This window comes from Rhizohabitans arisaemae, assembly GCF_025996515.1.
Classification (GTDB): domain Bacteria; phylum Actinomycetota; class Actinomycetes; order Streptosporangiales; family Streptosporangiaceae; genus Rhizohabitans; species Rhizohabitans arisaemae.
Genome location: NZ_BLRH01000060.1, coordinates 1235496 through 1261874 on the forward strand (window position 1 = coordinate 1235496; position 26379 = coordinate 1261874).

Annotated in this window: 23 protein-coding genes; 6 read left to right on the top strand and 17 right to left on the bottom strand. The window is 68.2% G+C overall.

The window, feature by feature from the left end; all coding sequences use genetic code 11:
* Positions 1-201 precede the first annotated feature (201 nt).
* Positions 202-1896, top strand: a complete 1695-nt coding sequence (locus RUR_RS34130; protein ID WP_283139356.1) for a hypothetical protein — start codon at positions 202-204, stop codon at positions 1894-1896.
* A 294-nt stretch (positions 1897-2190) separates the two neighbouring features.
* Here RUR_RS34130 and RUR_RS34135 read toward each other — a convergent pair whose 3' ends face one another.
* Both RUR_RS34135 and RUR_RS34140 read right to left on the bottom strand, forming a co-directional pair.
* Positions 2191-3588: an MFS transporter gene (locus RUR_RS34135; RefSeq protein ID WP_283139357.1), complete on the bottom strand. Its 1398-nt coding sequence runs from the start codon at positions 3586-3588 to the stop codon at positions 2191-2193.
* A gap of 63 nt (positions 3589-3651) precedes the next feature.
* Positions 3652-4833, bottom strand: coding sequence for an NAD(P)/FAD-dependent oxidoreductase (locus RUR_RS34140; protein WP_283139358.1), 1182 nt, complete (start codon positions 4831-4833; stop codon positions 3652-3654).
* A 143-nt stretch (positions 4834-4976) separates the two neighbouring features.
* Between RUR_RS34140 and RUR_RS34145 the strand changes: the two genes are divergently transcribed.
* A complete protein-coding gene (locus RUR_RS34145; RefSeq protein WP_283139359.1) occupies positions 4977-5186 on the top strand; it encodes a heavy-metal-associated domain-containing protein in 210 nt (69 codons plus the stop codon).
* Between the two features lie 141 nt (positions 5187-5327).
* Here RUR_RS34145 and RUR_RS34150 read toward each other — a convergent pair whose 3' ends face one another.
* Together RUR_RS34150 and RUR_RS34155 are read right to left on the bottom strand one after the other, a co-directional pair.
* Positions 5328-5846, bottom strand: coding sequence for a carboxymuconolactone decarboxylase family protein (locus RUR_RS34150; RefSeq protein ID WP_283139360.1), 519 nt, complete (start codon positions 5844-5846; stop codon positions 5328-5330).
* Between the two features lie 606 nt (positions 5847-6452).
* A complete protein-coding gene (locus RUR_RS34155) occupies positions 6453-7409 on the bottom strand; it encodes a LysR family transcriptional regulator (RefSeq protein WP_283139361.1) in 957 nt (318 codons plus the stop codon).
* A gap of 134 nt (positions 7410-7543) precedes the next feature.
* Here RUR_RS34155 and RUR_RS34160 point away from each other — a divergent pair, with 134 nt between their 5' ends.
* Entirely contained in the window at positions 7544-8701 is a 1158-nt protein-coding gene (locus RUR_RS34160) for an acyl-CoA dehydrogenase family protein (protein ID WP_283139362.1), read from the top strand.
* Positions 8698-9507 (top strand): HTD2 family dehydratase, encoded by an 810-nt coding sequence (locus RUR_RS34165; protein ID WP_283139363.1) that lies wholly within the window; start codon positions 8698-8700, stop codon positions 9505-9507. The genes RUR_RS34160 and RUR_RS34165 overlap by 4 nt, the downstream gene beginning before the upstream one ends.
* A 34-nt stretch (positions 9508-9541) precedes the next feature.
* Here RUR_RS34165 and RUR_RS34170 read toward each other — a convergent pair whose 3' ends face one another.
* Entirely contained in the window at positions 9542-10873 is a 1332-nt protein-coding gene (locus tag RUR_RS34170) for a dihydrolipoamide acetyltransferase family protein (RefSeq protein WP_283139364.1), read from the bottom strand.
* Positions 10874-11095: 222 nt separating this feature from the next.
* On the opposite strand from RUR_RS34170, the gene RUR_RS34175 reads away from it, so the two are divergent.
* Positions 11096-11881, top strand: a complete 786-nt coding sequence (locus RUR_RS34175) for an IclR family transcriptional regulator (RefSeq protein ID WP_283139365.1) — start codon at positions 11096-11098, stop codon at positions 11879-11881.
* 258 nt (positions 11882-12139) lie between these two features.
* Here the strand turns inward: RUR_RS34175 and RUR_RS34180 are convergent, their stop codons facing one another.
* The 6 genes from RUR_RS34180 to RUR_RS34205 are packed head-to-tail and all read right to left on the bottom strand — an operon-like array spanning position 12140 to position 17280.
* On the bottom strand, positions 12140-13084 hold the full coding sequence (locus tag RUR_RS34180; protein WP_283139366.1) for an amidohydrolase family protein: 945 nt from the start codon (positions 13082-13084) through the stop codon (positions 12140-12142).
* Positions 13081-13863: an SDR family NAD(P)-dependent oxidoreductase gene (locus tag RUR_RS34185; RefSeq protein WP_283139367.1), complete on the bottom strand. Its 783-nt coding sequence runs from the start codon at positions 13861-13863 to the stop codon at positions 13081-13083. Before RUR_RS34185 ends, RUR_RS34180 begins: the two co-directional genes overlap by 4 nt.
* 37 nt (positions 13864-13900) lie before the next feature.
* Entirely contained in the window at positions 13901-15034 is a 1134-nt protein-coding gene (locus RUR_RS34190) for a mandelate racemase/muconate lactonizing enzyme family protein (RefSeq protein WP_283139368.1), read from the bottom strand.
* Positions 15027-15311, bottom strand: a complete 285-nt coding sequence (locus RUR_RS34195) for a muconolactone Delta-isomerase (RefSeq protein WP_283139369.1) — start codon at positions 15309-15311, stop codon at positions 15027-15029. The genes RUR_RS34190 and RUR_RS34195 overlap by 8 nt, the downstream gene beginning before the upstream one ends.
* Positions 15311-16288: an alpha-ketoacid dehydrogenase subunit beta gene (locus tag RUR_RS34200; RefSeq protein ID WP_283139370.1), complete on the bottom strand. Its 978-nt coding sequence runs from the start codon at positions 16286-16288 to the stop codon at positions 15311-15313. Before RUR_RS34200 ends, RUR_RS34195 begins: the two co-directional genes overlap by 1 nt.
* Positions 16285-17280, bottom strand: a complete 996-nt coding sequence (locus RUR_RS34205) for a thiamine pyrophosphate-dependent dehydrogenase E1 component subunit alpha (RefSeq protein WP_283139371.1) — start codon at positions 17278-17280, stop codon at positions 16285-16287. Before RUR_RS34205 ends, RUR_RS34200 begins: the two co-directional genes overlap by 4 nt.
* 98 nt (positions 17281-17378) lie before the next feature.
* Here RUR_RS34205 and RUR_RS34210 point away from each other — a divergent pair, with 98 nt between their 5' ends.
* Positions 17379-18146 carry an SDR family NAD(P)-dependent oxidoreductase gene (locus tag RUR_RS34210; protein ID WP_283139372.1) on the top strand — a complete coding sequence of 256 codons (768 nt, stop codon included), beginning with the start codon at positions 17379-17381 and terminating at the stop codon, positions 18144-18146.
* A 212-nt stretch (positions 18147-18358) separates the two neighbouring features.
* Here RUR_RS34210 and RUR_RS34215 read toward each other — a convergent pair whose 3' ends face one another.
* The 6 genes from RUR_RS34215 to RUR_RS34240 all read right to left on the bottom strand — a co-directional run bounded on the left by RUR_RS34215 (position 18359) and on the right by RUR_RS34240 (position 25971).
* Positions 18359-20440: an alpha-amylase family protein gene (locus RUR_RS34215; protein WP_283139373.1), complete on the bottom strand. Its 2082-nt coding sequence runs from the start codon at positions 20438-20440 to the stop codon at positions 18359-18361.
* Positions 20441-20615: 175 nt separating this feature from the next.
* Positions 20616-21599, bottom strand: coding sequence for an oligopeptide/dipeptide ABC transporter ATP-binding protein (locus tag RUR_RS34220; RefSeq protein ID WP_283139374.1), 984 nt, complete (start codon positions 21597-21599; stop codon positions 20616-20618).
* Complete coding sequence (locus tag RUR_RS34225) at positions 21592-22566, bottom strand: ABC transporter ATP-binding protein (RefSeq protein ID WP_283139375.1); 975 nt, start codon at positions 22564-22566, stop codon at positions 21592-21594. Before RUR_RS34225 ends, RUR_RS34220 begins: the two co-directional genes overlap by 8 nt.
* A complete protein-coding gene (locus tag RUR_RS34230) occupies positions 22563-23429 on the bottom strand; it encodes an ABC transporter permease (protein ID WP_283139376.1) in 867 nt (288 codons plus the stop codon). Before RUR_RS34230 ends, RUR_RS34225 begins: the two co-directional genes overlap by 4 nt.
* Positions 23426-24358, bottom strand: a complete 933-nt coding sequence (locus tag RUR_RS34235; protein ID WP_283139377.1) for an ABC transporter permease — start codon at positions 24356-24358, stop codon at positions 23426-23428. Before RUR_RS34235 ends, RUR_RS34230 begins: the two co-directional genes overlap by 4 nt.
* Positions 24359-24375: 17 nt before the next feature.
* On the bottom strand, positions 24376-25971 hold the full coding sequence (locus RUR_RS34240; RefSeq protein ID WP_283139378.1) for an ABC transporter substrate-binding protein: 1596 nt from the start codon (positions 25969-25971) through the stop codon (positions 24376-24378).
* Between the last annotated feature and the right edge of the window lie 408 nt (positions 25972-26379).

Sequence of the window (26379 nt, forward strand, 5' to 3'; positions counted from 1 at the left end):
CGTCGGTGAGCTTCACGGGGTCGCCCGGTTCGCGTTGAAGATCATGAAGTCTGATCGGCGAGGCGGGACCACTCGTTCCGGTTTGCCCGCCTGTACGGCGGTGCCGCGCTAGAATCGCGTCCCATGCCTCCGGATAGTTTCTGGCGAATTATCAGGATTGGAGCAGTCGGTCTAGTTCTTGCGGCGGCGGTCGCGGGGCTGGTGCTCGGAGACGCCTGGCTCTGGGCGGCCGTCGAATGGTCTCCGTCGGCCTATGCGGATTTCTACGCGAGCGACGGGTTTGACACCCCGACGACTGTGGCGCTGCTCGTGGTCGCCCTGCTGAAAGCCGAGCTCCTGTGGCTGATCCTGCGTGCCCCCGCGCCGGGACCGCTGGACCCCCGGGAGAAGGCGCTGCGCCGGCTGCTGTATCTGGCGGTGGCGTACACCCTCGTGCTGTGGTACCCGATCGCGCTGCTCCCCTACGTGGTCGACGCGGCATTCCGGCTCGCGCTGTGGACCGCCATCTACATCCTCTACCTGCTCGTCATCCGCTGGCGGTCCCCCATGCTGCGTGCGACGGCCGGCGCGACGTTCGCGGTCGTGCTGGCCGGGACGGCAGGCGAATTGCTCGACGGACTCGACCTTCTAGAGCTTGGATCGGACGACATCGTCGGACTGGGCTTGGTGCTGGGCGGAGTGGCGGCGACCATCCTCACGGTCGTCGGGCAACAGCGCGACGGCCGGTGGAGCCGCGGCACGCTGGCCGCCGGATGGTTGTCGGTGGGCTTCTACGCGCTGGTGATCCCGCTTAACGTTCTCATCGAAAGCACCTCCAGCGACATTCCGGCGATGCCGGTCATGATAAACGCGGTAGGGCTCGTCAGCATTGTGTGGATCGCGGCGACCGCTCGTGAACTGCCTGCCGAGGGCAGCCCGGCGAACCTTCCGCCCGCGCGGCGCCGCGTGATCCGCGTCGCGGTGACGGCCGTGGCCGTACTGCCGGTCATCGCACTGATCCCCCCGGAGCAGACCCCGCGCCTCACCTACACCGGCTGGTCGACGGACTGCTATGACCGGCCCCGCTTCGGCGACCTGAAACCTGCGGAACGCGACGCCGCGTTCCTGTGCCGGGCGCGGAGCACACAGAGCGGAATCCCGCCCATGTTCCCGGACAGCCTGACGGATCAGGAGATCCTCGCGTACGGGCGGGCGCTGTGCCGTACAAGGGACCGCGACCAGCAGAAGGCGATTCTGACGCGGGCCGGGAGCGCGCGGCCCGCGTGGGGCGCGGACCTGTGGGACCTCGTCTACGTCTGCCCGGAGATCGTCGGCGCAACCCATCCCGAGTTGCTGCGGTCGACCAAGGAATCGGAGGCGGCGAACACCGCCTACATCGCCGAGGAGAACGCGAAGTGCCGCGACCCGTGGCCTCGGACGAAGGGTGTCGTCCAGGCCACGGCCAACTACTTCCTGTTCGTCGACGGCGATCCCGGCTATCTGGTCCACGACCCCGAAGACGAAGCGGCCGACGAAGCGGCGGAGCAGGCCATGGGCAAGCTCTACGACGACAGAACCCTCATCGAGGTGGGCGGCAGCGCGGTGCTCATCGGACACGTCGAAGACGTCGTTGATCTGTGCCTTACGGTGAAGGCCTTCCGCACCGCGCCACCACAGCGGACGGCCGGATGGGATCAGGTCGACGAGGTGCCGATCGTCAGCCGCAGCGGCCGTCTCACCGTGCCGGAGATGGGCGAGGGCGAAGTGGGCGCGGGTGCCCCGATGCCGAACCTGGCGATCGCGGGGAAAGGCCGCTACCGGCTCCGTGTCTACGTGCGGGTCGCCGATGCGGGGGAGGAGCACCTGGTCGTCGTGTTCCCGGGTGCGTCGAGGAAGAGGCTTCAGCTGAAGCCGTGAGCGGTGACGGGGCGTGCACTCCCCTCCGCCGTCCTTCTACGGGCGGCCGGAGACAGCCACCAGGACAGGGCTTGCTCGGTCAGATCGAGGGTCCGACCACTTCACTTCCCGGGTCCTTTACCGCGTTGGCCAGGGGGCGCACGCTGGATGGACTGAGAGCGATATGTCGGGTCAACGGCGAACAGGGCCACGGTGCCGCCGCCGTACACCCAGTGCGGTTGTGACCGTTGGCCGGGCTGCCTGACCCGACGGCTATGTATTCCGGGACAGGGCTGTGCCCTGTCCCGGAATGAGTCAGACGCGGGTGGCCGCCGTCTCCCCCTGGGGGACGGACGCCGGCTTGCGCCGCATCAACAGCAGTGCGAGTACGGCACCCGCCAGGGCGACCACGGCGGCACCCACGAACGACGCCTGGAATCCGTCGGTGAGCTTGACGGGGTCGCCCAGCTCGGCCGCCCCTTGAGACATGGCGATCGCCGTCATCACCGCCAGCCCGAGCGCCGAACCCACGTTGTAGGTGGTGTTGACGATGCCCGAGGCCAGGCCGGCGTCCTCCGGCCGTGCGCCGGACATGGCCGACATCATGGCGGGGATGTAGGCCAGCGACATACCCACCGCCGCCACGAGGCTGGCCGGAAGGACGTCCACCACGAAGGTGCCGGTCGGCCGGGCGAACGCCAGCCATCCGATGCCCGCGGCCAGCACCAGCAGGCCGAGCACGATGAGCGGCTTGGCGCCGAAGCGGCCGAGGAGGCGGGCGGTGATGCCGATCATGAAGATCATGACCGCGATCGTCATCGGCAGCAGCGCGGCACCGCTGGCGAAGGCGCCGTAGTCCAGAACCTGCTGCAGGTACAGGTTGAGGAAGTACCACATCGGAATCCACGCCGCGCCGAGCAGCGTCATCGCGAGGTTCGACGCGGCCAGGCCCGGGACGCGCCAGATCGACAGCGGCATGAGCGGCCGGCGTGCGCTGCGCTGGATCAGCAGGAACAGCACCAGCAGAGCCGCGCCGGCGAGGGCGGCGACCCAGTTCTCCGCGACGATGGCGTAGACCACCAGGGCGATGCCCGCCGTCACCGCGACGGCGCCGAGCACGTCCACCGAGCCGCGCCTCCCGGACGTGGCGGGCAGCAGGGCCGGTACCGCCAGCAGGGTGAGCAGGCCGATCGGGATGTACACGATGAACACCCAGGGCCAGCTCAGGTACTCGGTGATGACGCCGCCGAGGAACACTCCGGCGGTGCCGCCGGCGGGCGCGGCCGCGCCGTACAGGGCCATGGCTTTGCCCAGTTCACGCGGGTCGTGCGAGAACAGCATCATCAGCAGCGTCATGGCTGCCGGGGCGATCAGCGCGCCGCCGACGCCTTGGATGGCGCGGCCCAGAATCTCGACCCAGGCGGTTCCTGCGAACGCGGCCACGACCGAGCCCGCCACGAGGATCACCCACCCTGCGGCGAAGACCTTGCGTGCACCAAGCAGGTCGGACAGCCGCCCGCCGAGAAGCAGGAGCCCGGCGAAGGCGACCACGTAGGCGTTGAACACCCACTGCAGGTCACCGGCCGAGAAACCGAGGTCGCGCTGCATGTCGGGGAGCGCGACGCCGATGATGGAGGTGTCCATGATGACCATGAACTGCGCGGCGGCGAGCACGATGAGTGCCCACCATCGACGAGGGTTTACGGCGTTCATGCCGTCCTTCTTTCTCGCATCCCCCAGGCTGAGGCGGATGCGTTGTTGCGGTGGGTGAGAGATTCAGGTGGTGAGCGCGTCGAGGGAGGCGCGTGCTGCTATTCCGTTCCTGAGGCGCATCAGTTCTTTGGGGGCGTTGACGGCGACGGCGCCCACCAGCACGCCTTCTTTGAGGAAGGCCACGGTGAAGCGATCGTCGGCGGGTGAGCCGTCGACGACCCGCTCCTCGTCCGCCAGGTGCGGCAGGCCGGCGGTCTGGATCCGGGCGCCGTGCGCGGTGGTCGCGAACGACGGGATCCCGGCGTACGGCCGGGCCGCGTCCGGCCCGGCGAGGAGGTTGCGCGCGGCGACGGCGCCCTGTTCGTTGGCGTTGGACCAGTGCTCGACGCGTACGGGCGTTCCGCCGTACAGGTCATGCGGCCAGCGGGCGACGTCGCCCGCCGCCACGACGGTCGTCGTCCCCTCGGCGAACAGGGAGCTCGTACAGACGACTCCGTCGTCGAGCTTGAGCCCGCTGCCCTCCAGCCAGTCGGTGCCGGGCTCGACGCCCAGGGCCGCCACGACGAGGGTCGCCGGTAGGGTGCGCCCGTCGCTCAGCCGTACCGCGGTGACGCGATCGCCGCCGTCGAAGGAGACCACGCGCGTGCCGGGGACCAGTTCCACGCCGTGCCGCTCGTGGTGGCCCGCGAGCCAGCGCGAGACCTGCTCGCCGAGAGTGCCGGACATGGGGTACGGCCCTGGGTCCACCAGGGTCACGGCCAGCCCGAGGCGCCTCGCGGTGGAGGCGACTTCGCCGCCGATGAACCCGCCGCCGACCACGGTGACGCGGTCGTGTCCCGCACCGAGCGCGGCCCGCAGGGTCAGCGCGTCATCGACGGTGCGCAGGGTGTGCACGCCCGAGGGGTGATTCTTGAGCCGGCGCGGCCGGGCGCCGGTGGCCACGACGAGCCCGTCGTAGGGGATCACGGTGTCGTCGTCCAGGACGACGGACTGTTCCGCGAGGCGCAGGGCGACGGCCGTCCTGCCCCGGAGCCATCCGTCGTCGAGCTGCTCCGCGCCGGGCAGCGACACATCGTCGTCGCCGTTCAGCACGCTTTTGGACAGGGGCGGACGGTTGTAGGGCGAATGCGCCTCCGCACCGATCAGCGTGACGTCGCCTTCGAACCCTTCGGCCCGTAGCGCTTGCACCGCACGCAGCCCGGCCAGCGAAGCACCGACGACGACGATCCGGTTCAGGTCTCTCATGACCTGGGAAGATATACCCATGGGGGGTATAGTCGTCTACGTGATACATCTCACACATACCTATAGGGGGTATGTGTCTTGGCGGATGGGCGACTGGGGCGTAGGGTTTTCCGGCACACCCCATGGGGGTATATGGAGGACACATGGAAACCAGCACTTACATCGTCGTCGGCATGACGTGCGGCGGCTGCGTCGGCACGGTGCGGGCCAAGATCGGCAAGCTTTCCGGCGTGGCGGAGGTGAACATCGACCTGGCCAGCGGCAAGGTCGCCGTCACAGGCCCGGGTCCCATCGACGACGCGCTGATTCGGAGCGCCGTCGAGGACGCGGGCTACGGGCTAGTTGGCAGCTGAAGCCGGAAAGGCCGCCGCCGGCCGCCCCTCGCTCGCAGGGGCGGCCGGCGCGGCTCACGGGCCATATACCGGGTATAGGTATCTTCGGTTTACTCCGTATGAGGGCGGCAAACCGCTCGTGGTACGCGTACGCCTGCCTCCCTACTCCGCGGGCTCCAGCCCGATCAGGAGGTTGAAGGCACCGGTCAGCAGGTTCAGGGTGACCACCCCCACGACCTCCGCGATGATCCGGTCGCTCCAGCCGTGCGCGCGCAGTTCCGCGACGTCCTCGTCGGTGAGGGACGAAGGCTCCGCCAGGACGCGTACGGCCACGGAGATCAGCGCGGCCTCCCTGGCGTCCGTGGACGTCCCCTGCCTGGCCAGCGCGATGTCGTTCTCACTGAGCCCCGCCGCACGTGCCGCTTGCGTGTGTGCTTGGCGGCAGGTGCCGCAACCGATCCACTCCTGTACGGCGAGGGAGATCTTCTCGCTGAGCGCGCGTGGGATCTTCACACGTTTCATGGCGCGTGAGAAGTCCAGGTAGCCCTGGAGCAGCGCGGGGGAATGCGCCATGGTGGCGACCATTTCTCCCACGTTGCCCCGTCTGCTGATGATGTCGGTCAGCAGCGCTCCGGACTTCTCGGGGGCCTCGGCGGGGTCGAGCGGGGCAAGGCGTCGCATGTGTCCTCCTTGATGTTCCCATGTACTATACCCCCCTAAGGTATAGAGAAGAATAGCGTGGCCATCGGAGATCGACTGGGAGCGCCACTCATCCACCGGTCGACTTGTCCGGTGCCGTTTCATTTGGTGAGCTCAGCCAGGCGCTTGTGCAGTACGGCGAGGAAACCCTTGACGACGTTCCAGCCGATCCGGCAAGAAGGCGAAGAGCCTCTTGTTCCGCGGCTCTATCCGCAGGCCCGGCACGCCGTACACGGCGCTTCATGGCTTCGGGAGGAACTCGTCCGCCCACAGAGGAGGGCAAAAAAGAAAGCAAGGAGGTTGCCGCTCCTTGCCTCTTCTAACGTATAGCGCACCGGTGGGCTTGCGGCAAGACCCGGGTCGTGCCGCAGAATGACCGCCAAGGTCAGAACCTGCGGAAACGACAGATCCACCAAGTACGTGGGTTGTTGCCGACGCATGGGTGCGCGGCCGCCGGTGGACTCGGCTCCGGGGGCTCGGCGCGCAGGCGCGGATGTGCACGCCGCCGGACTGCGCGAAGCGGCCGACCCAAATTCCGACCCACGGTATTCCGGCGTATCGATCTTCTTGCCGTCGTCGCCGACCGATTCAGTCACCGACATGCGGCTTCTCGATTCCACCGCTGAGGCGGGCAGACGGCCAGGCGCCCGAATTGACCAGGGCGCGAACCAGGCGAACGATCTCGGTGGCCACCGCCTCGACCGGCGGCGGTGTCCGGGTGCCTCGCTGAAGTCCCAGGACCAGTGAGCGGGACGTGTCCGGGCCGGTCAGCGGAGCACCACTGAGAACACCTTGGGAGACCTCCCGCGCCACGCCGACGGCGGGAAGCACCGTCCAGCCGTGTCCGCCCAGGACAAGCATCTTCTGCAGGTACATCGAGTTTGCCTGGACGGCGATTCGCGGTTCGATCTCCAGCGACGAGCGAGCCTGGTCGATCAGGATCCGCAACCCGTGTCCGGGGGCCGGCAAGACCAAAGGCCGGGCAAGCAACTCTTCCCAGGCCATCGGCTCCTCGAATGTCAACCCCGCATGCGGCGGGGCCACCGCCCAGAGCCGTTCTTCCAGCAGGGGCACGACGGCCAGTGACGGCGTGTCGGCCAGGTTGTAGAGCAGCGACAGATCCACATCACCGGCATCGAGCCATTGCTGCAGGTGACCCGAGTACGCGGTCACGATCCGCAGCTCGATCCCCGGATGGCGCTCGGTGACATCACGGACGAGCGGTTCCACCAGGAGATCGATCACACTCTCCAGCACACCGACCGTGACGATCCCCGTGACGACCCGCGGCTCGGGCCGAATCTCCGCACGGGCCCGTTCGAGTTCGTGCAGCGCTCTCCGGGACCGCTCGATCAGCACCTCTCCGGCGGCCGTGGGGACCATGCCGTGACGGGTGCGCTCGAAGAGCCGCACCCCCATCTCCTCTTCGAGCAGCCGGATCTGCCGTGTGACTGCGGGCTGCACGAGGTGGAGCAGCCGAGCCGCCTTGGTGATGCTGCCCACCTCGGCAACGGTGATCAGCGCGGTCAATTGCTTCAGGTCCACGGCGAACCCTCCCTTTGGTATGGCCGATCCCAATAGGCCCATCAACAATTGTTAGTTCACCTGATGTGCTATCAGTCCGCATGATATTAGGAGCGTCGCACCGCCCGGCAGGGCCGCCACTGGAAGGACTTCCCATGCATGAACTCACCGCCGAGGAGGCCCAGATCGTCGATCTGGTGAAGGAGTGGGCCGAGCGCGAGGTGAAACCCGTGGTTCACGACCTCGAACATGCAAACACCTACCCGGAGAAGCTCATCGAGCAGATGAAAGAGATGGGAGTCTTCGGGCTGACCATCCCCGAGTCGTGGGGCGGGACGGGTGTGTCCGCACCGTGCTACGCCGCCGTCACCGAGGAACTCTCCCGCGGCTGGATGAGCCTCGCCGGCGCCATAGGGGGCCATACGGTCGTCGCCAAGCTGCTGCTGGCCTTCGGCAGCGACGAACAGAAGGACCACTACCTGCCGAGAATGGCGACCGGAGAAGTCCGTGCGACCATGGCGCTGACCGAACCCGGTGGCGGCTCGGACCTGCGGGCGATGTGTACCACCGCCCGCCGCGACGGTGACTCCTACGTGGTCAACGGCTCCAAGACCTGGATCACCAACGCTCGCCGGTCCCAGCTGGTCGCGTTGCTGTGCCGCACCGATCCCGACGCGCAGCCGACCCATCGCGGTATCAGCATCCTGCTCGTCGAGAAGGGCCCGGGCTTCGAGGTCTCCCGAGATCTCCCGAAGCTCGGCTACAAGGGAGTCGAAAGTTGCGAGCTGTCGTTCGACGATTTCCGGGTGCCGGCCACGACGCTGCTGGGCAAGGAGGAAGGCCGCGGTTTCGCACAGATGATGCGCGGCCTGGAGATCGGTCGCATCCAGGTCGCCGCCCGTGCGCTGGGCGTCGGTCGCGCGGCACTCGAAGACGCACTGCGCTACGCCCAGGAACGCGAGAGCTTCGGCAAGGAGATCTGGGAACACCAGTCGATCGGCAACTACCTCGCCGACATGGCCACCCACCTCACCGCGGCACGACAGCTCGTGATGTACGCCGCGCGCCGCTACGAATCGGGAGACCGCGCCGACATGGAGGCCGGCATGGCGAAGCTGTTCGCCTCAGAAACGGCGATGAAGATCGCGCTGGACGCCATCCGCATCCACGGCGGCTACGGCTACTCGACCGAGTTCGACGTCGAACGGTACTTCCGTGACGCCCCGCTGATGATCGTCGGTGAAGGGACCAACGAGATCCAGCGCAACGTCATCGTCCGGGAGCTTGTGAAACGCAACAGGATCGGCTCATGACCACCGTCGAACGGACCGAGCTCATTCTGCCGGGCCCAGCCGTCGCCCTGGGCAACCTGCTTGGCGTGGACCTACCGAACCTGGCGGAAGGCGCGCCTCTTCCGCTCTGCTGGCACTGGCTCTACCTGCTCGATCGACCTGCACAAAGCGACCTTGGGCCCGACGGCCATCCGGTGCGGAACACCGTTCCCCAGCCCATTCCAGGCAAGCGCCGAATGTGGGCCGGAGGCCGGATCCGCACACTCGGCCCACTCCGCTGCGGAGAGACCGCGACCCGCCGGACCACAGTCCTCAAAACCGAGCAGAAGGACGGACGCACCGGTCCGCTGACCTTTGTGGCCGTCCGCCACGAGGTCGAGCAAGTCGGCCGGATCGTCATCGAGGAACGTCAGGACCTCGTCTACCGTGACCCGGCCGGCGCTCTCGGCGACCCACCGCCCCAGACTCCGGTACCGCCCACCGCGGAGGAGTGGAACATCGAGGTCACACCCACGCTGCTGTTCCGCTTCTCCGCTCTCACCTACAACGCGCACCGGATCCACTACGATCTTGGCTACGCTCGCGACGTCGAGGGGTATCCCGGCCTTGTCACCCATGGCCCGCTGCAGGCCCTGGTGATGGCGGAGGCCGCACGAGGACACGGCCTCACAGCCGCCGGGACGACGTACGACTACCGCCTCGTCGCGCCGCTGTTCGAGTTCCAGGGACTCATCGTGCGGGCCGACGTGCACGGACGCCGGGCCGAGACGGCAGCACGCGACATCGGCGGTCGCCTGACGGCACGCGGATCCATCGTCGTGGAGTGACCGGCACTCCGCGTGCGTCCCTAGCCTGAGATGGTCAACGGAAGAGTTCGGGGGCCTGGAGCGCGGTATCCAGGTCCCGCAGGAAGGCAGCGGCGTGCGCGCCGTACACGATCCGGTGGTCACAGGTCAGTGTGGCCCGGGCCTGGACACCGACGGCGAGGGAACCGCCCGTCACCACAGGCACCTCACGCACAGCACCGACGGCGAGGATCGCGGCCTGACCGCCGTTGACGATCGCCGTGAAGTCGTCGACGCCGAACATACCGAGGTTCGACACGGTGAATGTGCCTCCCATCAGGTCGTCGACGGCCAGGCGCCCGACCCGCGCCAGGTGGCTGAGCCGCCGCGCCTGCCGGCCCGTCTCCCCCAGGGACAGCTTCTCAGCACCGCGGATGACCGGTGCCTGGAGCACGGCGTCGGTGGCGACGGCCACGCCGATGTTCACCTCGTCGGTGTAGACGATCTCCCCGTCCTCGAACCGGGCCGTCAGCAGTGGGTGGGCCGGGAGGGTGCGGGCAACGGCCGCCACCACGATGTCGTTGTACGACGGGACTTGGTCGCCGCGTGCCTGGAGGTCATGACGGAAATCGCGCGCGGGGCCGAAGTCGAGGCTGCGGGCGACCGTGAACTCAGGGGCGGTCCGCTTCGCCTCGCTCATGCGTTCCGCGATGAGTCGTTGGGGGCGCGTCAGCGCCACGCGCCGCACGCCCAACCGTCGTTCCGGAAGGATCTGCGCTCCAGCGGAGCGACCGCGGGACTCGTGCGCGGCGATCACGTCCGCGCGCAGGATCCGCCCATGCGGGCCGGAACCCCGAACATCGCCCAATGAGACATCCAGGCTCGCAGCGAGGCGGCGGGCCGTCGGAGAGGAGTGGGGCCGCTCCCGATTGGACGCGTGAGTGCCGCCCGCGCGACCAGGGGAGGCGAACTCGACGGTTTCAGCCGCCCCGGCATACTCGCCGCCGGACGCATCCGGCTGCGCCGCCGTCGGCTGGGACGGCGGCACGACGACCACGGATCCGGCGAACACCGGATCGATCGAGCCAATCGGTCCGCCAACCTCAATCGAGGCCCCCTCCGGCACTCCGTGGCGGAGCACGCCGGCGTGCTCCGACTCCACCTCGACGGTGGTCTTGTCGGTCTCGATCTCGACGAACTCCTGTCCGACCTCCACCTGGTGGCCGTCCGCGACGAGCCATTTCAGGACCACGCCCTCGTCCATGGCGTCGGACAGCCTCGGCATGACGATCTCTGGCATGACACCAGCCATTTCATATAGTGATAATCTACTTCTGAATATGAAGGATATCAACACCGCCTCGATCTGGAAAGACTCGGGCACGGCCAGGGTGACCAGGCACATCATCAGAGCGACGCCGCGGCGGGGCCGCTGACCGGGAGGCCCGCCACAACGACGTGAAGCGGTCCGGGCGACTCGACGACCAACCCCGTCGGGCTCGGCAACATCACCGGCGCCCATGGCGCCACCCAGGTCGACGCCGGGTGCCTTTCCAGCCGCGTGAGAGACGTCGCACCGCGCTACGCCTTATGGCCACAGACCCGGAATAATGGAGTAGAGTTTCATACTGTGAATACCGCCGACGACGTCCCAACGACGCCCAAGGGCGGGACGCGGATCCAGTCAGTCGCACGCGCCTCCCAGCTTCTCCTCCGCGTCGCGACTGCGGACGGCGGGATCAGCGCCAAGGAGCTCTCAGCCGACCTCGGCCTCGCCCTACCCACGACATACCACCTGATCAACACGCTCCTCGACCAGGGACTGCTGACCCGCAACGGTCAGCGCAAGTACGTGCTCGGCGACGCGATCGCAGTGCTGGCGCAGTCGTACCTACGCGGGAAGAACGTCTCCGAACGGCTCCTGACGGCCCTGCAGCGACTCTCCGAGCTCACCCACGAGACCGTCTACCTGGCCGACTGGGCCGACCGTGACATCCGGGTCCGCGCCTCGATGGAGGGCTCGCGCAAGGTCCGCGTGGGCGATGTCACGAGCGGCTCGTACGAGCACGCCCACGCGCGCGCCAACGGCAAGGTCCTGCTCGCGTGGGCTCCGCAGGCCGTCCGCGACGTGTATCTCGACAGCCACCCGACGCCCAAGCTGACCCCTAACACGATCACCGGTCGGCGCAAGCTCGACCAGGAGCTCGCCACCATCCGCGAACGCGGCTACGCCGTGGACCACGAGGAGTACGCAGAGGGGGTCAGCTGCCTGGCCGCCCCGTTCCTCGTCGGCGGAGAGATCGTGGCGGCCTTCGGGGTCTCCGTCCCCACGGAGCGCTTCCGGGCGAACGAGAAGGTCCTCCTCGCGACCCTGATCGACGTCGTCGGGTCGATCGGAACCTCGATCCAGGAGTAAAGGCCGGGTCGGCGGCGACCACGCAAGTACGAAGCGCTCGTTCCACCCCGTACCGGGGTCGGCGTCAGGGATTCCAGGAGGTTTTCGAACGCCCCCCTCGGCCGGCCCATGGGGCCCGTGCCACAAGCCCTGATCATGGACCTCCTGTGGTCCGCGACCTCAGGGTGGCTGAAACCCATCCCCAGCGGCAGACACCCACTCGCGTACCCCGTCCCCCTCCGGCTCCAGCCCTCGGTGTGCGGTCGCCGGAAGCCATCCTCACGTCCCGGGCGGGGCTGCCGGGCGTTGCCGATCCTCGTCCAGGATCTCCTCGCCGATGCCGAAGATTCGTCGGGCGTTGTCGGCGAACACAGCGGCACGCTCGTGCGCCGACAGGTCGGCACAGGCCCCGACATATGCGTCCACGACGTCGGCATAGGAGCTGTACAGGCGGTCGACCGGCCAGTTGGTCCCGAAAACTACCCGTTCGGTGCCGAACATCTCCAGGCAGGCGTGGATCCACGGACGCCACGATTCCGGCGTCCAGTCGTGGTCGGTCTGGCCCAGCCCGGAGATTTTCACCACCGCTCCCGGAGCGGCGGCCACCCTGGCCAGGGCCGCGCGCCACTCCCGCGCGTACTCCGCGTCACGGCGCATCGGCATCATCGTGTGGTCCACGCAGTAGACCAGATCGGGATGGCGCTTGAGGGCGGCCACCGTGGCCTCAAGACGATGCAGCGCGTCGGAGTCGCACAGGACCAGGCCGGCGCGCGCCAGCAGCTCCAGCCCGCGATCGCAGCGAGGGTCGCCGAGATACTCGGAGAGGCGCAGGTCGCGGATACCTCGGAACCCGGGGAACATCCCGTGCCCCTCCACGACGGCGCCGAGATCGTCGGACACCAGCCGGGCGTCGCCGACGAAGGCGTCGGGGATTCCGGTACGACGGCGGCACTCGTCGAGCCAGGCGCTCTCCCGGACCGGATCCTCCGTGCCGAGCGCCGCCTGGACATGCACCACCTGCGACGGCCTGGCCGAGCGGGTCTCCCGGAGGAAGTCCTCGGGAAGGTACTTCTCGGCCCGCACGGCGCCGTACTCCCCCAGTACCGCCGTCTCGGCCGGGTCACCGTCCGTCCGCAACCAGTCGTATCGCAGACCCTCGTGCCGCTGGTCCCAGAAGTGGACGTGGGTGTCCACGAAGTCGACGGCATCGCGGGGGCCGGTCACGAGCCGGCCCCCGGCATGGTGTTGAGCGCCGCACCGCCGTCGATGTCGATCGCGGTGCCGGTGATGAAGCCGGCCGCGTCCGACACGAGGAACATCACCGCCGCTGCGACGTCCTCGGGGGTGCCGGTCCGCGCGAGCGGGAAGAGCCGACGGATCTCATCGAGCACTTCCTCCTCGGTGCGAGCCGTACTGTCCCGCTTCCACGCGAGGACCTGACGCCCCATCCCCGTGTCGGGGGTGCTCACCGGACACAGGCAGTTCACGGTGACGTGCGGTGCGAGCTCACCGGCCAAGGACTGGGCGAGCCCGATCATCCCGGCCTTGGACGCGGAGTACGCGTGCAGCAGGGGGACGCCGGCCCGGCCCGCATCCGAGCTGATGGCGACGATCCGACCGCGCCGGGAGTCGACGAGCGCCGGAGCGGCGGCCTGGGCCACGAGGAACGCGCCCTTCAGGTTCACATCGAGAGTGAGGTCCCAGTCGGCCTCCGTGACCTCGCCGAGCCGCTTGATGTGGATGACCCCCGCACTGATGACCAGCGTGTCGAGACCGTGCAGGCTCTCCTCGACCGCGGCGACCGCCCCACGTACCTGCGCCGGGTCGCGCACGTCGGCGGCAGCGGTCACCAGCCCGCTCGACGCGGCCCGGTCGAGTGGCTCGCCAGGCAGGTCGAGCACGGCCACCCGGGCACCTCCGCCGGCCAGCCGACGCGCGACGGCCAGCCCGATGCCGGAGGCACCGCCCGTCACCAGGGCGCGCCGACCCTTGATCCCTTCCATGAACACTCCTCGTCGTCTCTCCATCCGGCGACGCCGCTCAGGTCAGCCGGAACCTCTCCAGCTCCGACTCACGGAGGGTGACACCCAGACCCGGGCTGTCACGCACCGTAAGATGACCGTCGGCGATCTGCCACGGGTTCTCCACCACGTCGTGCTGCATCGGTGACTCGTGCGGCTTGAAGTCCAACGTGTCGCCATGGTGGGAGACCGACAGCAGCGCGAGGCTGGCCGCGGTGTTGAGCGCTCCACTCCAGCTGTGCATGCTGTAGTCGACGCCTGCGATCTCGATCTCCGCGATGACCTTGCGCGCCCCGGTGAGCCCGAGGCATCGCCCGGGGTCGATCTGGATCACGTCGGCCGCACCCGCATGCAGCACGTGCCGATAGCTCTCGGGTGACCACTCATCCTCGCCGGTCCCGATCGGCGTCCGGGTCCGCTCGCGCAGGATGCGGTGCTGGTCGAGCTCCGCCGGATGCAGTGGCTGCTCGACCCATCGGAGGCCGAACTCCTCCCACTCGGTGAGCCGTCGTACCGCGGTCTTGAGGTTCCACACCCTCCGGGCCCCGGGGACGTCGACGACCAGGCCCAGATCGGGACCGATGAGTTCGCGCACCGCGCGGAGGTAGGCGAGGTCGCGAGCCGCGTCCTGACCGAACATGGCATCCGGGTCCATGCCCCAGCCGGCCTTCAGGATGGGGTAACCCGCGTCCTTCATGAACCGGAACTCCTCCAGCGTCCGGTCGAGGTCGCGCATATCGAAGATCACCGACCCCATGGCGGGGGATCGGGTCGCGCCCACGCCGCCGAGCAGTGCGGCGGTCGGCCGCCCCGCCAGCTGCCCGGCCAGGTCCCAGAGCGCCATGTCCAGCGCACTGATCGCGAATCCCGCGATGCCCTCCACGCCGTACCAATAGGCGTGCCGGCACATGCCGGCCCACAGCCGCTCGACATCACGGGCGTCCTCCCCGACCAAGGTCGGGCCGAGACCACGGTCGATCACGAGACCGGTCGCGAGCGCCGCCTCGGGGATCTGCGAGATGGCCTCGCCCCACCCGACGACGCCGCCACGGGTCTCGATCCTGGCCAGGGTGACGCAGCGGCGGGCGCCTCGGTAGTGCGGCTCCTTGTAGATCAGCGGCCACGAGCTCACCGACCTGATGAGATCAGTCATCGGCGGCCTCGATCGGGTGGCTCGCCAATGCCTGCACGTCGACGTCCAGCCAGGGGAAGAGCGGCAGGTCCGCGAGGAGCCGGTGCAGCTCGTCCGCGTCGTCGGCCCGCCAGACGCCGACGTTGGCCGTCCGTCCGGGCACACGCCAGATGCGCACGATCCGGCCGTCGGCCCGCATCCGCCGCCCGGCGACGAGTTCGGCGTCGATCAAGCGCTTCTTCTCCGCCTCCGGCATGTCGACCGGCAGGCGGACCTGGATTCTGACGAGGAACTCCATCAGTAGCGGTCCATGGCCAGCACAGCGGTGCAGATATCGTCCACACCTGGAATCCAAGCAGCCTCGAGAGCGCCCGCATAAGGCACCGGCGTGTCGGGCGCCGAAATCAGGACGGGTGCCAGGTCAAGCGACTCGAAGCACTCCGCCGCCATCCGGGCGACGAGCGTGGCGCCCCAGCTCCCCGCCGCAGAAGACTCCTGGACCACGACCAGGCGGTTCGTGCGGGTGACGCTCGCCGCGACCGACTCGTAGTCGAAGGGCAGGATCGTCCGGGGATCGATGACTTCGGCTGCGATGCCCTGCGCGGAGAGCTTGTCCGCCGCCTCCTCCGCGCGGCGTCGCATGGCTTGGCTCGCCACGATCGTGACATCGTCCCCGGAGCGCACCACGTGAGCACGGCCGAGAGGTATCGGCACCAGCTCCGGCGGAACGTCCGCCTTCACGTTGTACATCGCCTTGTGCTCGAAGAAGAGGACGGGATCGTCGTCGGCGATGGACGAGCGGAGCAGTCCGTACGCGTCCTCGACGCTGCCGGGAGCCACGATCTTGAGCCCCGGCACGTTGAGGAACCAGTTCTCGACCGACTGTGAGTGCTGTGAGCCGAAGCCCTGGCCCGCTCCGTTGGCCAAGCGGATGGTGACCGGCACCGAGACCTGGCCCGCGGTCATGTAGCGGTACTTGGCGAGCTGGTTGGCGATCTGGTCGAAGCAGACTCCGGCGAAGTCGGCGAACATCAGCTCGGCCACGGGCCGGGCCCCCTTCAGGGCAGCCCCGATCGCCGCGCCGATGATGGCCTGCTCGGAGATCGGGGTGTCCATCACCCGATCGGAACCGAAGGCGTCCATCAGCCCGTCCGTCACCTTGAACGCGCCTCCGGCGGCCGCGATGTCCTCCCCGAGCAGGAAAACCGTCGGGTCCGCCGCCAGCGCGTCTGCCTGCGCCTGCTTGATGGCTTCCCTATATGTCAAGACACTCATGCGTAGACATCCTCGTAAAGGGCCTCGAGGCGAGGCGGGGCTGCGGAGAGGGCCTCCTCGACGGCGTCCCGGACGGCGTCCCGCGCGGCAGCCGTGATCTCTTGCAGACGCTCGGGTGAGACCCCGCGGGTGGCCAGCAGGTTCTCCAAGCGGCGGATCGGGTCGACCTTGAGCCAGCGTTCGAGCTCACCGTCCGGGCGGTACTTCGCCGGGTCCGTGCGCGAGTGACCGCGATGACGGTAGGTGACCGCCTCGATCAGCGTCGGCCCCTCACCGGCTCGAGCCCGTTCCACCGCCTGGCCGGTCGCCCGGCGCACGGCGATCACGTCGTTGCCGTCGATCCGGACACCCGGCATCCCATAGGAGCCGGCGCGATCGGCGAGGCGGTCCACGCGAGCGGTCGCCCGCCACGCGGTGTACTCGCCGTACAGGTTGTTCTCGCAGAAGAAGATCACCGGCAACGACCACACGGCGGCGAGATTCAGGGATTCGTGGAAGGCGCCGATGTTGGTGCTGCCGTCCCCGAAGAAGCACAGGGACACGGCGTCACTCCCCTGCTGCCTGGCGGCCAGCGCGAGCCCGTTGGCGATGGGCAGGTGCGCGCCGACGATCGCGAAGGACCCGTAGGCGCCGACGCCGGCATCGGTCAGGTGCATCGACCCGCCCTTGCCACCGCACAGGCCGGTCTCGCGGCCGACGATCTCCGCGAACGTGGCCGCCAGGGAAGCCCCCTTGGCCAGGACCGCTCCATGACCGCGATAGGTGCAGACCATCGAGTCGGTCGTTCGCAGCACCGAGCAGGCGCCGACGACAGCGGCCTCCTGCCCGGTGCACAGGTGGGTCGACCCGCGCACGAGATCCTTGGTGAAGGCGCGCTGGATCTCGTCCTCCAGTCCGCGGATCTCGAGCATTGCCCGCAGCATCTCGAGAAGCGCCGCCTCATCGAGCGACGGATCGTCGTCGATCTCCCAGCGTTCGGGGTAGTCCACCACTCGACCTCACTTCATATGGTGAAATAGATTATCGATAATAGCATTCTTAACCTGGACCCACCAGCGTCCACCAGGGCGCATACCTATCGGAGGACCGGATGCCGGACCTGACCTTGCCGCTCGACCATTCCCGGCCGTACGTCGTGACGGGGGCCGCCTCCGGGATCGGGGCTGCGGTGGTGGACCTGCTCAGCGAGCACGGCGCGACGACCGTGACCGTCGACCTGGCCGACCAGCCCCGCGCAACCGTGCACGTGTCCGGCGATGTGGCCGATCCCGGAACCTGGGAGGTCGTGGGACGGCACGTCGACGAAACGAGTACGGACGGCGCCGCCGCGCTGATCACGTGCGCCGGTGCGATCCACATAGGAGCGGTGACGACCGCCGACCCGGCCGAGTACGAACGACTCTTCCGGATCAACACCCTGGGCGTACTGCACGGCCTCCAGCGTCTGGTCCCGGCGATGGCGGCACGGGGAGACGGTGCGGTCGTGGCTGTGGCCAGCGTGGACTCGCTCTTCGCCGAAGACATGATGGGCGCCTACGCAACCTCGAAGGGGGCGCTGCTTCAGCTGATCAGATCGGCTGCGGTTGAGCACACGCGCCACGGGGTCCGGATCAACGCCGTATGCCCCGGCGCCGTCGACACCCCCTTGCTGCGGCATCACCTGAGCAGCACCGGCGACGAGACGGCCGCGCGTCGCCGCGTCGAGAACTCCACACCGGCCGGCCGCCTGCTGACCACGCTTGAGATGGCCAGGCTCCTGGTGTTCCTGTCCACCCCGTGGGCATCCTCGATGGCCGGCGCGGCCGTCGTGGCCGACGGCGGACTGACCGCGACGTACGACTTCCGCCTGGACGACTGACACCGGGTCGCGGGCGCACGACGGTGGATGTGGCCCCCGCCCTGTCGTCGTCCGTGACCTGCAGACCGGCTAGGCGCCGAACCCTGTCCGTCCGGCCCGCGTCCGGCCTGTCTCGCGACCACCTACTCGCGACACGATCTGACCGGCTGGACGCCCCTCAGCCCCGGCCCTGACATCTCCGCGTCGGCCGCCGCGGAGATGTCAGGTTCGTCTCATGCGGTACGGCCGTCATCGCCGAGCGTCGCGCGAAGCTCGAGGTACTCGAACGGCTCCTCGACGAGGATCTCACCGCGGTCTCCGACCCGGCGGACCGGGACCTTGAGACCCGTCCGTCCGTCGACCACCTCGACCACGCTCGTCGACGTGGCGGCGAAGGAGATCGTGACCGGATCGAGGACGCGTCGGGGATGGTTGAGCAGCACAATCCTGAGTCGTCGTCCATCTGGGCTGCGGAAGGCGGAGGCGCGGACCGTCGGGTCGGCGCGGACCACCAGTTCCCGGTCGTCGCCCAGCAGGTCCGACACAAGGGAGGTGAACACCCGTCCTGCCGCTTCGGACAGACCTGTCTCAATGGGAAGCGCGCTGTACACCGCCAGCCCCCGCCCGTACCGGTGCCGCACCAGAGCAGGCTCCCCCGTGTCGTGCCACGGCGGGAACGAGTGGATGGACGCCCAGTCCTCCGCCGAGAAGTGACCGGGCGCGGGACTGGCGTACGGAAGGGTCAGGTGAGCCAGTTCCTCGGCCTCCGCCGTGGCCTGGATGCGCATGAGACCGCCGGCGAGCGTCTGGTCGCCCGGGCGGTGACTGAGGTAACGCTGAGGCCGGCAGCAGCCGACGAGTTCGTCGGTGGACGGACGGAGGTAGGCGACCCTCGCGGGCACCTCCTCGACCAGGGATGCCCCGAAGACGTCGGCCAGCATGAAGTCGTCGTGCAAGGTCCCGTCGCTCTCCAGCAACGAGGTGTAGCCACTGGCGTACAAGCGACCGCCACCGGCGACGAAGGCGCGGAAGGCGTCCACCTCGCGGGCCGACATCCGATGCACGTTCGGCAGCACCACGACCTTGTACCGATCGAGCGAGTCCAGCTGACGGTGGGTCACCACGCCGAACTGGATCTGGGAACGCTGGAGCGCGTGAGCCGCTCCCCGGAGCGACGCGAGATGGGGATAGGTACGGTCGGCGGACGCGATGTCGCGCAGGAAGGTGCCCTGGGACGCGAAGCCGAACTTGGAGTCCGAGGAGAAGTAGAGTGCCACCTCCTCCACGGGCAGGTCCGGCTCGTGGTCGTCGAGGCCCTTGCGGGCGTCGAAAGCACGGCCCACATGCTCGAAGGCGTCGTCGTTGACGGTCCCCAGGGGATCCAGCGCCTCGATGAACAGTGAGGCGACACCTTCGGCCGCAGCGGACAGCACGTGCTCGCGGAGCTCCTCGTCCGACTTGAGCTCCACGTGCTCGGCGAAGGACTGGGGGGCGAACGTCATGTACTCGGCCGGCTGCCGTCGGCTCAAGGTGCGCATGAGCTTCATGACCAGCAACTGCTCGGTCTCGTCGCCGTACAGGTCCGCACCGAGGAAGTCCTGCGCGTCGGTGGTGTCGAAGGGCAGCGCCGTCCGCCAGTCATGGGGTGCCGGGGCGAAGTTGTGATAGACGGCGATCCCGGGGGTCGCCTGCTTGATGCGCTCGCTGATGAAGGTCTGGAACTCGACGATCCACTCCTCCCGGCGCCGCTGGAAGGTCGTCCACCCGCTGTCCGTCCAGTCGACGCGCTCGGGGATCTCCAGGCCGTCGGTCTCCTTCAGCCGCCGGCGGCAGTTCGCGCAGACGCAGACACCCGGCCAGAACGTCATGTCCACGAAGGCACAGTCGAAGGAGTACCGGGTGAACAGGTCGTCGATCTGCGCCGCCACGTAATCGCGGTAGTCGGCCGAGTTCGGGCAGCAGTGACCGTGCCGGTCGGCCACGGTCTCGGTCCTGCCCCACCCCTGGGCGGGAACGAAACGCCATTCCGGATGGTCGTGGAACGGCTTGTTGTCGTAGAGGGCGGCGAAGTACGCACACACCTCGAGCCCGGCCTTGCGCGCGGCCGAGGTCGTCTCGCCCACGATGTCGCGGTCGCCGATCCGGGGATGGATCGTGCCTCCGGGCATCGGCCAGAACAGCCAGCCGCTGAGGTTCTTGCACGGGAGCATCACGGCCTCGGCGCCCGCCCGTACGTAGAGGTCCGCCATGTGAGCCGGGTCCAGCTTCGAGAGGAAGCGCTCGTCCCATGCCGGGATCTCGAGATCGACGAGCATCCGGCGTGACGATCGCTGGTAGCCAGAGGTTCGCCCCTGGATCATCTTTGCCATAATATGAAACCTATATCATAATCTGAAATTATCAAGACCTGCGCATGGTGCCCATGGGTCCATCGACCGCACCGCGCTCGTCCGGCTTCCGGATGGCTTCGTGCGGGGAGGTCGGGACCGCTCATTCCGTGCGCGCCGGAGCCGGCTGAAGCTCTCGCGCAGGCCCCTGCGCGAATACGCAGCGGCAGGACCGCTTCTCACCCAACATCACCTCGGGCACCGGCTCATGGCAGGACGCCACCACCTGAGGGCACCGGCTACGGAAGGCGCACCCATCCAGCGCTTCGAACTGGGACGGCAGCTCACCGGTCAGCATGGGAGAGGCTCCACGGCGGTGGCGGCCAGGTTGGGAAGCCAGGAGCGCGCGGGTGTACGGGTGCCTGGGATCTCGGAAGACCTCCGCCGACGGTCCCGCCTCGACGATTTCCCCCAGGTACATGACGAGGACCCGGTCGGCGATGTTGGCCACGACCGGCAGCTGGTGCCCGATGAAGAGCACGGACAATGCCCGCCGCGCCGCGAGGTCGCGCAGCAGCGACAGCACCTGCGCCTGGATGGAGACATCGAGGGCACTCACCGGTTCGTCGGCGATGATGAGGTCCGGGTCGGTCGCCAGCGCCCTCGCGATCGCCACCCGCTGACGCTGACCACCGGAGAGGTCGCGGGGGCGTCGACGGGCGAACTCCTCCCGCAGCCCCACCTGCGCCAGCAGGTCCACCACGTAGGCGAACGCGTCCTCGCGTGACACCAATCCGTGGACGACGGCGGGCTCCGCCACCGTCTGGGCCACCGTCATCAACGGGTTCAGCGAGCCGAACGCATCCTGGAAGACCATCTGGAGCGCCGGCCGGCCGCGTGCTCTATCGGCTGTGGGCTTCCCTCGGAGACGCACTTCACCGGAGTCGACCGGGGTAAGGCCCATGATCGCCCTGGCAAGCGTGCTCTTGCCGCAGCCCGACTCACCGACGATCCCGACGCACTCTCCGGCCGCGACGTCGAAGGAAACCCCGTTGACCGCGTAAACCCGGGGACGAGCGCGGCCGAGGCCGCGCCCGCCGGGATAGGACTTCACCAGCTGGTGAACCTCAAGAAGGCTCTCAGTCACGGCTGGACCTTTCTTCCGGATGTAGGCAAGCGACCTGCCGGCCCGGTTCCAGCTCGGTCGGCGCCACCTGCGACGTACGGCAGGCGTCAGTCGCCGACGGGCACCGCGGCTGGAATGCGCACCCGGCGTTCGCACGGGTGGCGAGGGTCGGGGGTTGCCCGTCGATCGCCCGGAACCCGCGGCCGGTGCCGACGTCGTCCATCCGGGGCACGGCGCGCAACAGCCCCGCCGTGTAGGGATGGGCCGGGTCGGACAGGACGCGGTCAGCAGGCCCCGACTCGACGATCCGGCCGGCGTACATGACCATCACCCAGTCGGCGACCTGCGCGATGACACCGATGTCGTGGGAGACCATGACCATGCCGAGACGGCGCTCCGCCTGGGTGCGTTCGAGCAGGAGCAGGATCTGGTCCTGCACGGTGACGTCGAGGGCCGTGGTCGGCTCGTCCGCCAGCAGAACCCGTGGATCACGGGCCAGCGCGAGGGCGATCATGACGCGCTGCCTCATGCCGCCACTGAGCTGGTGGGGGAAGGCCGACATACGACGCGCGGGTTCGGAGAGCCCGACGTCGCCCAGGAGTTCGACGGCTCGAGCGCGCGCCTCTCCACGGGAGCACCTGCGCGTGAACCGGATCGTCTCGACGATCTGGTTCCCGATGGTGAACACCGGGTTGAGCGAGTTGAGGGGGTCTTGGAACACCATGGCGATCGCGGGATGGCCGGCCCCGGGGTCGATCGGCTTCCCCTCCATCCGGATCTCGCCCCCGCTCACGCGCGCGGCACCGGGCAGGATTCCTTGGATGGCACGCAGGGTGATGCTCTTGCCGGACCCGGACTCGCCCACGATCCCGATCGTCTGCCCCGGCCGAAGCGCCAGGGTCACGTCTTCCACGGCCGGGAACGTGTTCCCTTCCGACGTCCGGATGTCGACGGAGAGGCCGGAGACCTCGAGCAGCGGGCCGCTCATGTCAGGTCCCTGTTCACGCCCAGGATCTCGCCCAGGGAGTCCCCGGCCAGCATGAGGGCGTAGCCGACCACGAGGACGACGAGACCTGGGAGCGTGCTCATCCACCACGCGAGCCCGAGTTGCTCCTGGCCGTCGGCGATGATCGCGCCCCATTCCGGGGTGGGGGGCGGCACGCCCAGTCCCAGGAAGGAGAGCGAGGCGATGAGCAGGATCACGCCCATCACGTCCGAGAGCGCGTACACGGCCAGGGGCCGCAGCAGGTTCGGCAGGACGTGCCTGAACACGATGCGCGGGGTGGGCAGCGCCATGCTGCGGGCCGCGTCGACGTACGCCGCCTCGCGGATCGTCAGGATCTCCGACCGCACCAGTCGGGCGTAGAGTGCCCAGTTGAACATCATGAGTGCCACGACCAGCGACAGGATGCCCGGGCCCAGCACGGCCACGACCACCAGCACGAAGACGAGATACGGGAATCCGACCACGAAATCCACCAGCCGCATCAGGGCGCGCTCGACCCACCCACCTCGGTAGCCGGCGAGGAGCCCGATCAGGCCTCCCAGGACGATGGAGGCGGCCGTGACGGAGAGCGCGAGCCCGAGGTCGAGCCACGTCGCGTGGAGCGTCCGCGAGAGCAGGTCGCGACCGAGGTCGTCGGTGCCGAACGGATGCTGCAACGAGGGGGGTTGGAGCGTGTTTCGAAGGTCCTGGGCACCCGGATCGGGGAGGAAGAGCACGGCGGCCAGCGACGCGAGCAGGACGAACGACAGCAGGCTCACCGCGATCGTCAGGTTGCGCCACACCTTGCCGGTACGACGCGGCTTCCTGCCCCGCACAGACGGAAGCGCCTCAGCCACGGCCTTCATGCGCGCACCCGGGGATCCACCACGACATGCACGATGTCGGTGAGCAGGCTGCCGACCACCACAGCGGCGCCCATGACGAGCGTGACGGCCTGGATGACCGGGTAGTCGCGACCCCCCACCGCCTCGACCAGGAGTGACCCCAGCCCCGGGATAGCGAAGATCTTCTCCACCACCACGGACGAGGAGAGAGAGACGGCGAACAGGTAGCCCCACACGCTCAGGCTCGCCCCGAGCGAGGGACGCAGGGCGTGCTTGAACAGGATCCGGGGCCAGGGGAGCCGACGTGACCGCGCGGCCTCGACGTAATCCGACTGAAGCGTCTCGATGAGCTGTGAGCGGAGCAGGCGGAGCAGGACCGGAGTAAGCGCCAGCGCCATGGTCAGGGCGGGCAGCACGATGGACTGAACCTGCCCGCCGAAGGTGGAGCCGAAGCCGGAGGTCGGAAGCAGCCTCCACTCGATGCTCACCACCAGGATAAGGAGCAACGCCAACCAGAACGGCGGGGTGACGAAGGTGATCGTCAGCCCGGCCCGGATCAGCTGGTCGGCCCAGGTGCCCCGCTTGGCCGCTGCGAGAGCACCCAGACCGATCGAGAAAAGCGCGGAGAGCGAGAGCGCCGACCCGACCAGCAGGACGCTTGGCCATATACGCCTGGCGACGAGCTCACCGACGCTCTCCCCTGACTTGATCGAGGTGCCGAAATCGAGGTGGAGCGCGCCGCTCACGAACCTGAGGTACTGGTCCAGGAGCGGGGCTTCCAGCCCCAGCTCCTGTCGCCGCGTCGCGATGTCGGCATCCGTGGCCAGCGTTCCCATGGCTATCCGCACCGGGTCACCCGGCACCAGGTGGATCAACAGGAAGGCCAGTACGGACATCGCCAGGAGGACCGGAACGGCCTCGAGGAGGCGGGTCCCCACGTACTTCACCACGTCAGTCCTCCCCGCGCCTACTTCGTCTTCCACACCCGGTCGAGACGCCACCACCCGTTGAGCAAGTAGTTGAAGTCGCCGACCTTGGCGGACACCGCCGCACGGTTCGGGGTGTAGGCGATCGGGATCCTGGGCAACAGTTCCATCGAGCGGATGTGGATCTGCTTGAACAAGTCGGCCCGCTGCTGCTCGTCGACGGTCCTGACGGCCTTATGCGTGAGGTCTGCCAGCGTGTCGTCCTTGAAGAACGTGAAAAGGTTGTCGATCGCCGGTGAGTTGAAGTACAGGGTCGTGAACTGATCGTCGATCGGCACGTCACTGGTGGACTGCCCGGGTTGCTGGATCCTGATCTCGTAGTTGCCGCGAGTGAACTCGCTGAAAGTCGCACTGTCCTGGGGCTCGATCTTGACCGTGACGCCGATCTTCTTGAAGGATTCTTGGAGGATCTGGGCGGTCTGGCCCGACGCCTGGTCCTCCGCGGAGTACCGGATGACGGTCGAGAAGCCGTTCGGCGCCGAGGACTTGGCCAGCGCGGCCTTGGCCGCCTCGAGGTCGTAAGGCACCCGCTTCGCCGCGTCGGTCCAGTACTTCAGCTTGGGGAGGACCGTGTTCATGGCCGGCGCCTTGCCTTTGAACACGACACCGATGATCTCGTCCACCGGCGTGGCCAGCGCCAGCGCGCGGCGCACCTGAGGGTCGTTGAGCGGCGGCTTGGAGTTGTTCAGCGAGACGGTGAACATATCCGCACCGGGCCCCAGCAGGACGTCCACGTCGCCCGAGGAATCCAGGCTGTCGATCTGGGAGAACGGCACCGAGTCCGCGACGTCCGAGGTCCCGGAGCGCACGTTCAGGACGCGGGTGTTGTCGTCGGGCACCACGTTGAGCACGACCTTGTCGAGGTACGGCATGCCCGTACGCCAGTGCTTGTCGTTTCGCGTCAGCTCCACCCGCTGCTCGCGGGTCCAGGAGGACACCACGAAGGGCCCGCTTCCGACCGGGGCCTTGTTGTACGCTTCCTCACCCATGTCCTTGACCACTGCCTTGGGCATGATCGAGGCGCCCGGGAAGGCGAGGTTGTAGATCAGGCCGGGTGACGGGTGGCTGAGCTTCAGCACGACCGCCCGCTCCGATGGAGTTTCAATCGACTTGACCGCCGAGAAGAGATTCGCGAACAGCGAGTCACCGACAGACTCAAGGGAGAATTTCACGTCTGCCGCCGTCACCGGCGACCCGTTGGAGAACTGCGCTTCCCGCAGCTGGAAAGAGTAGGTAAGGCCGTCCTTCGAAACCTCCCAGGTCTCGGCGAGCCCGGGTTTCGGGTCGAGCGAGCCGGGCTCCAGGGTCACCAACTGGTCGAAGACCTGCATCATGATCTGGATCGTGTTGTTCGACGGCTGCTCGTTGAAGTACAGCGGACTGATTCCCTTGGCACCCGATAGGACATCGACCGTCAGCGTGCCCCCCTTGACGGGCTCACCCGCCCGCTTGAGTGTGGCTCCCCAGGCGCCTGAGTCGGTCTTCGTGGACGTGCTGTCGCCTCCACCTCCACCTCCGCCTCCCCCGCACGCGGGCAGGACCAATACGACCGCCGTCAGTGCTGCGCCCCACCACACGCGCTGAGCTTGCCGGCCCCGAGAGCCCTCTACTGCTGGGCGACTCCACATGCCGGACCTTCTTTCATACTATGAACCGGATTCGCAGAATATGGCACCACTGAAGTGACCGCAAGGGTGCCTGTCGCGTCGGCTGCCAGCGGGAGCAGGGTTTTCCGATCACAAGAACACCGGGAAAGGACCCGGATCCGCAGACGCACATTCAGCGACCCGGCCGGGAGGCGATCCGGAAATCGGCGGGCCGGCTGGCGGGTGCGACTGCGACGCGGTGGCCGAGGGCTTGAGGCCGCGGATATGGCGGCGTTTCTCGCGCTCGGGGTAGAGACGGCCGTCGGAGTCGACGGCGTCGGCGGTGGGATCGGAGAGCAGGTGCCGGACGATGGTCAGGATGGAGCGACCGACGGCGAG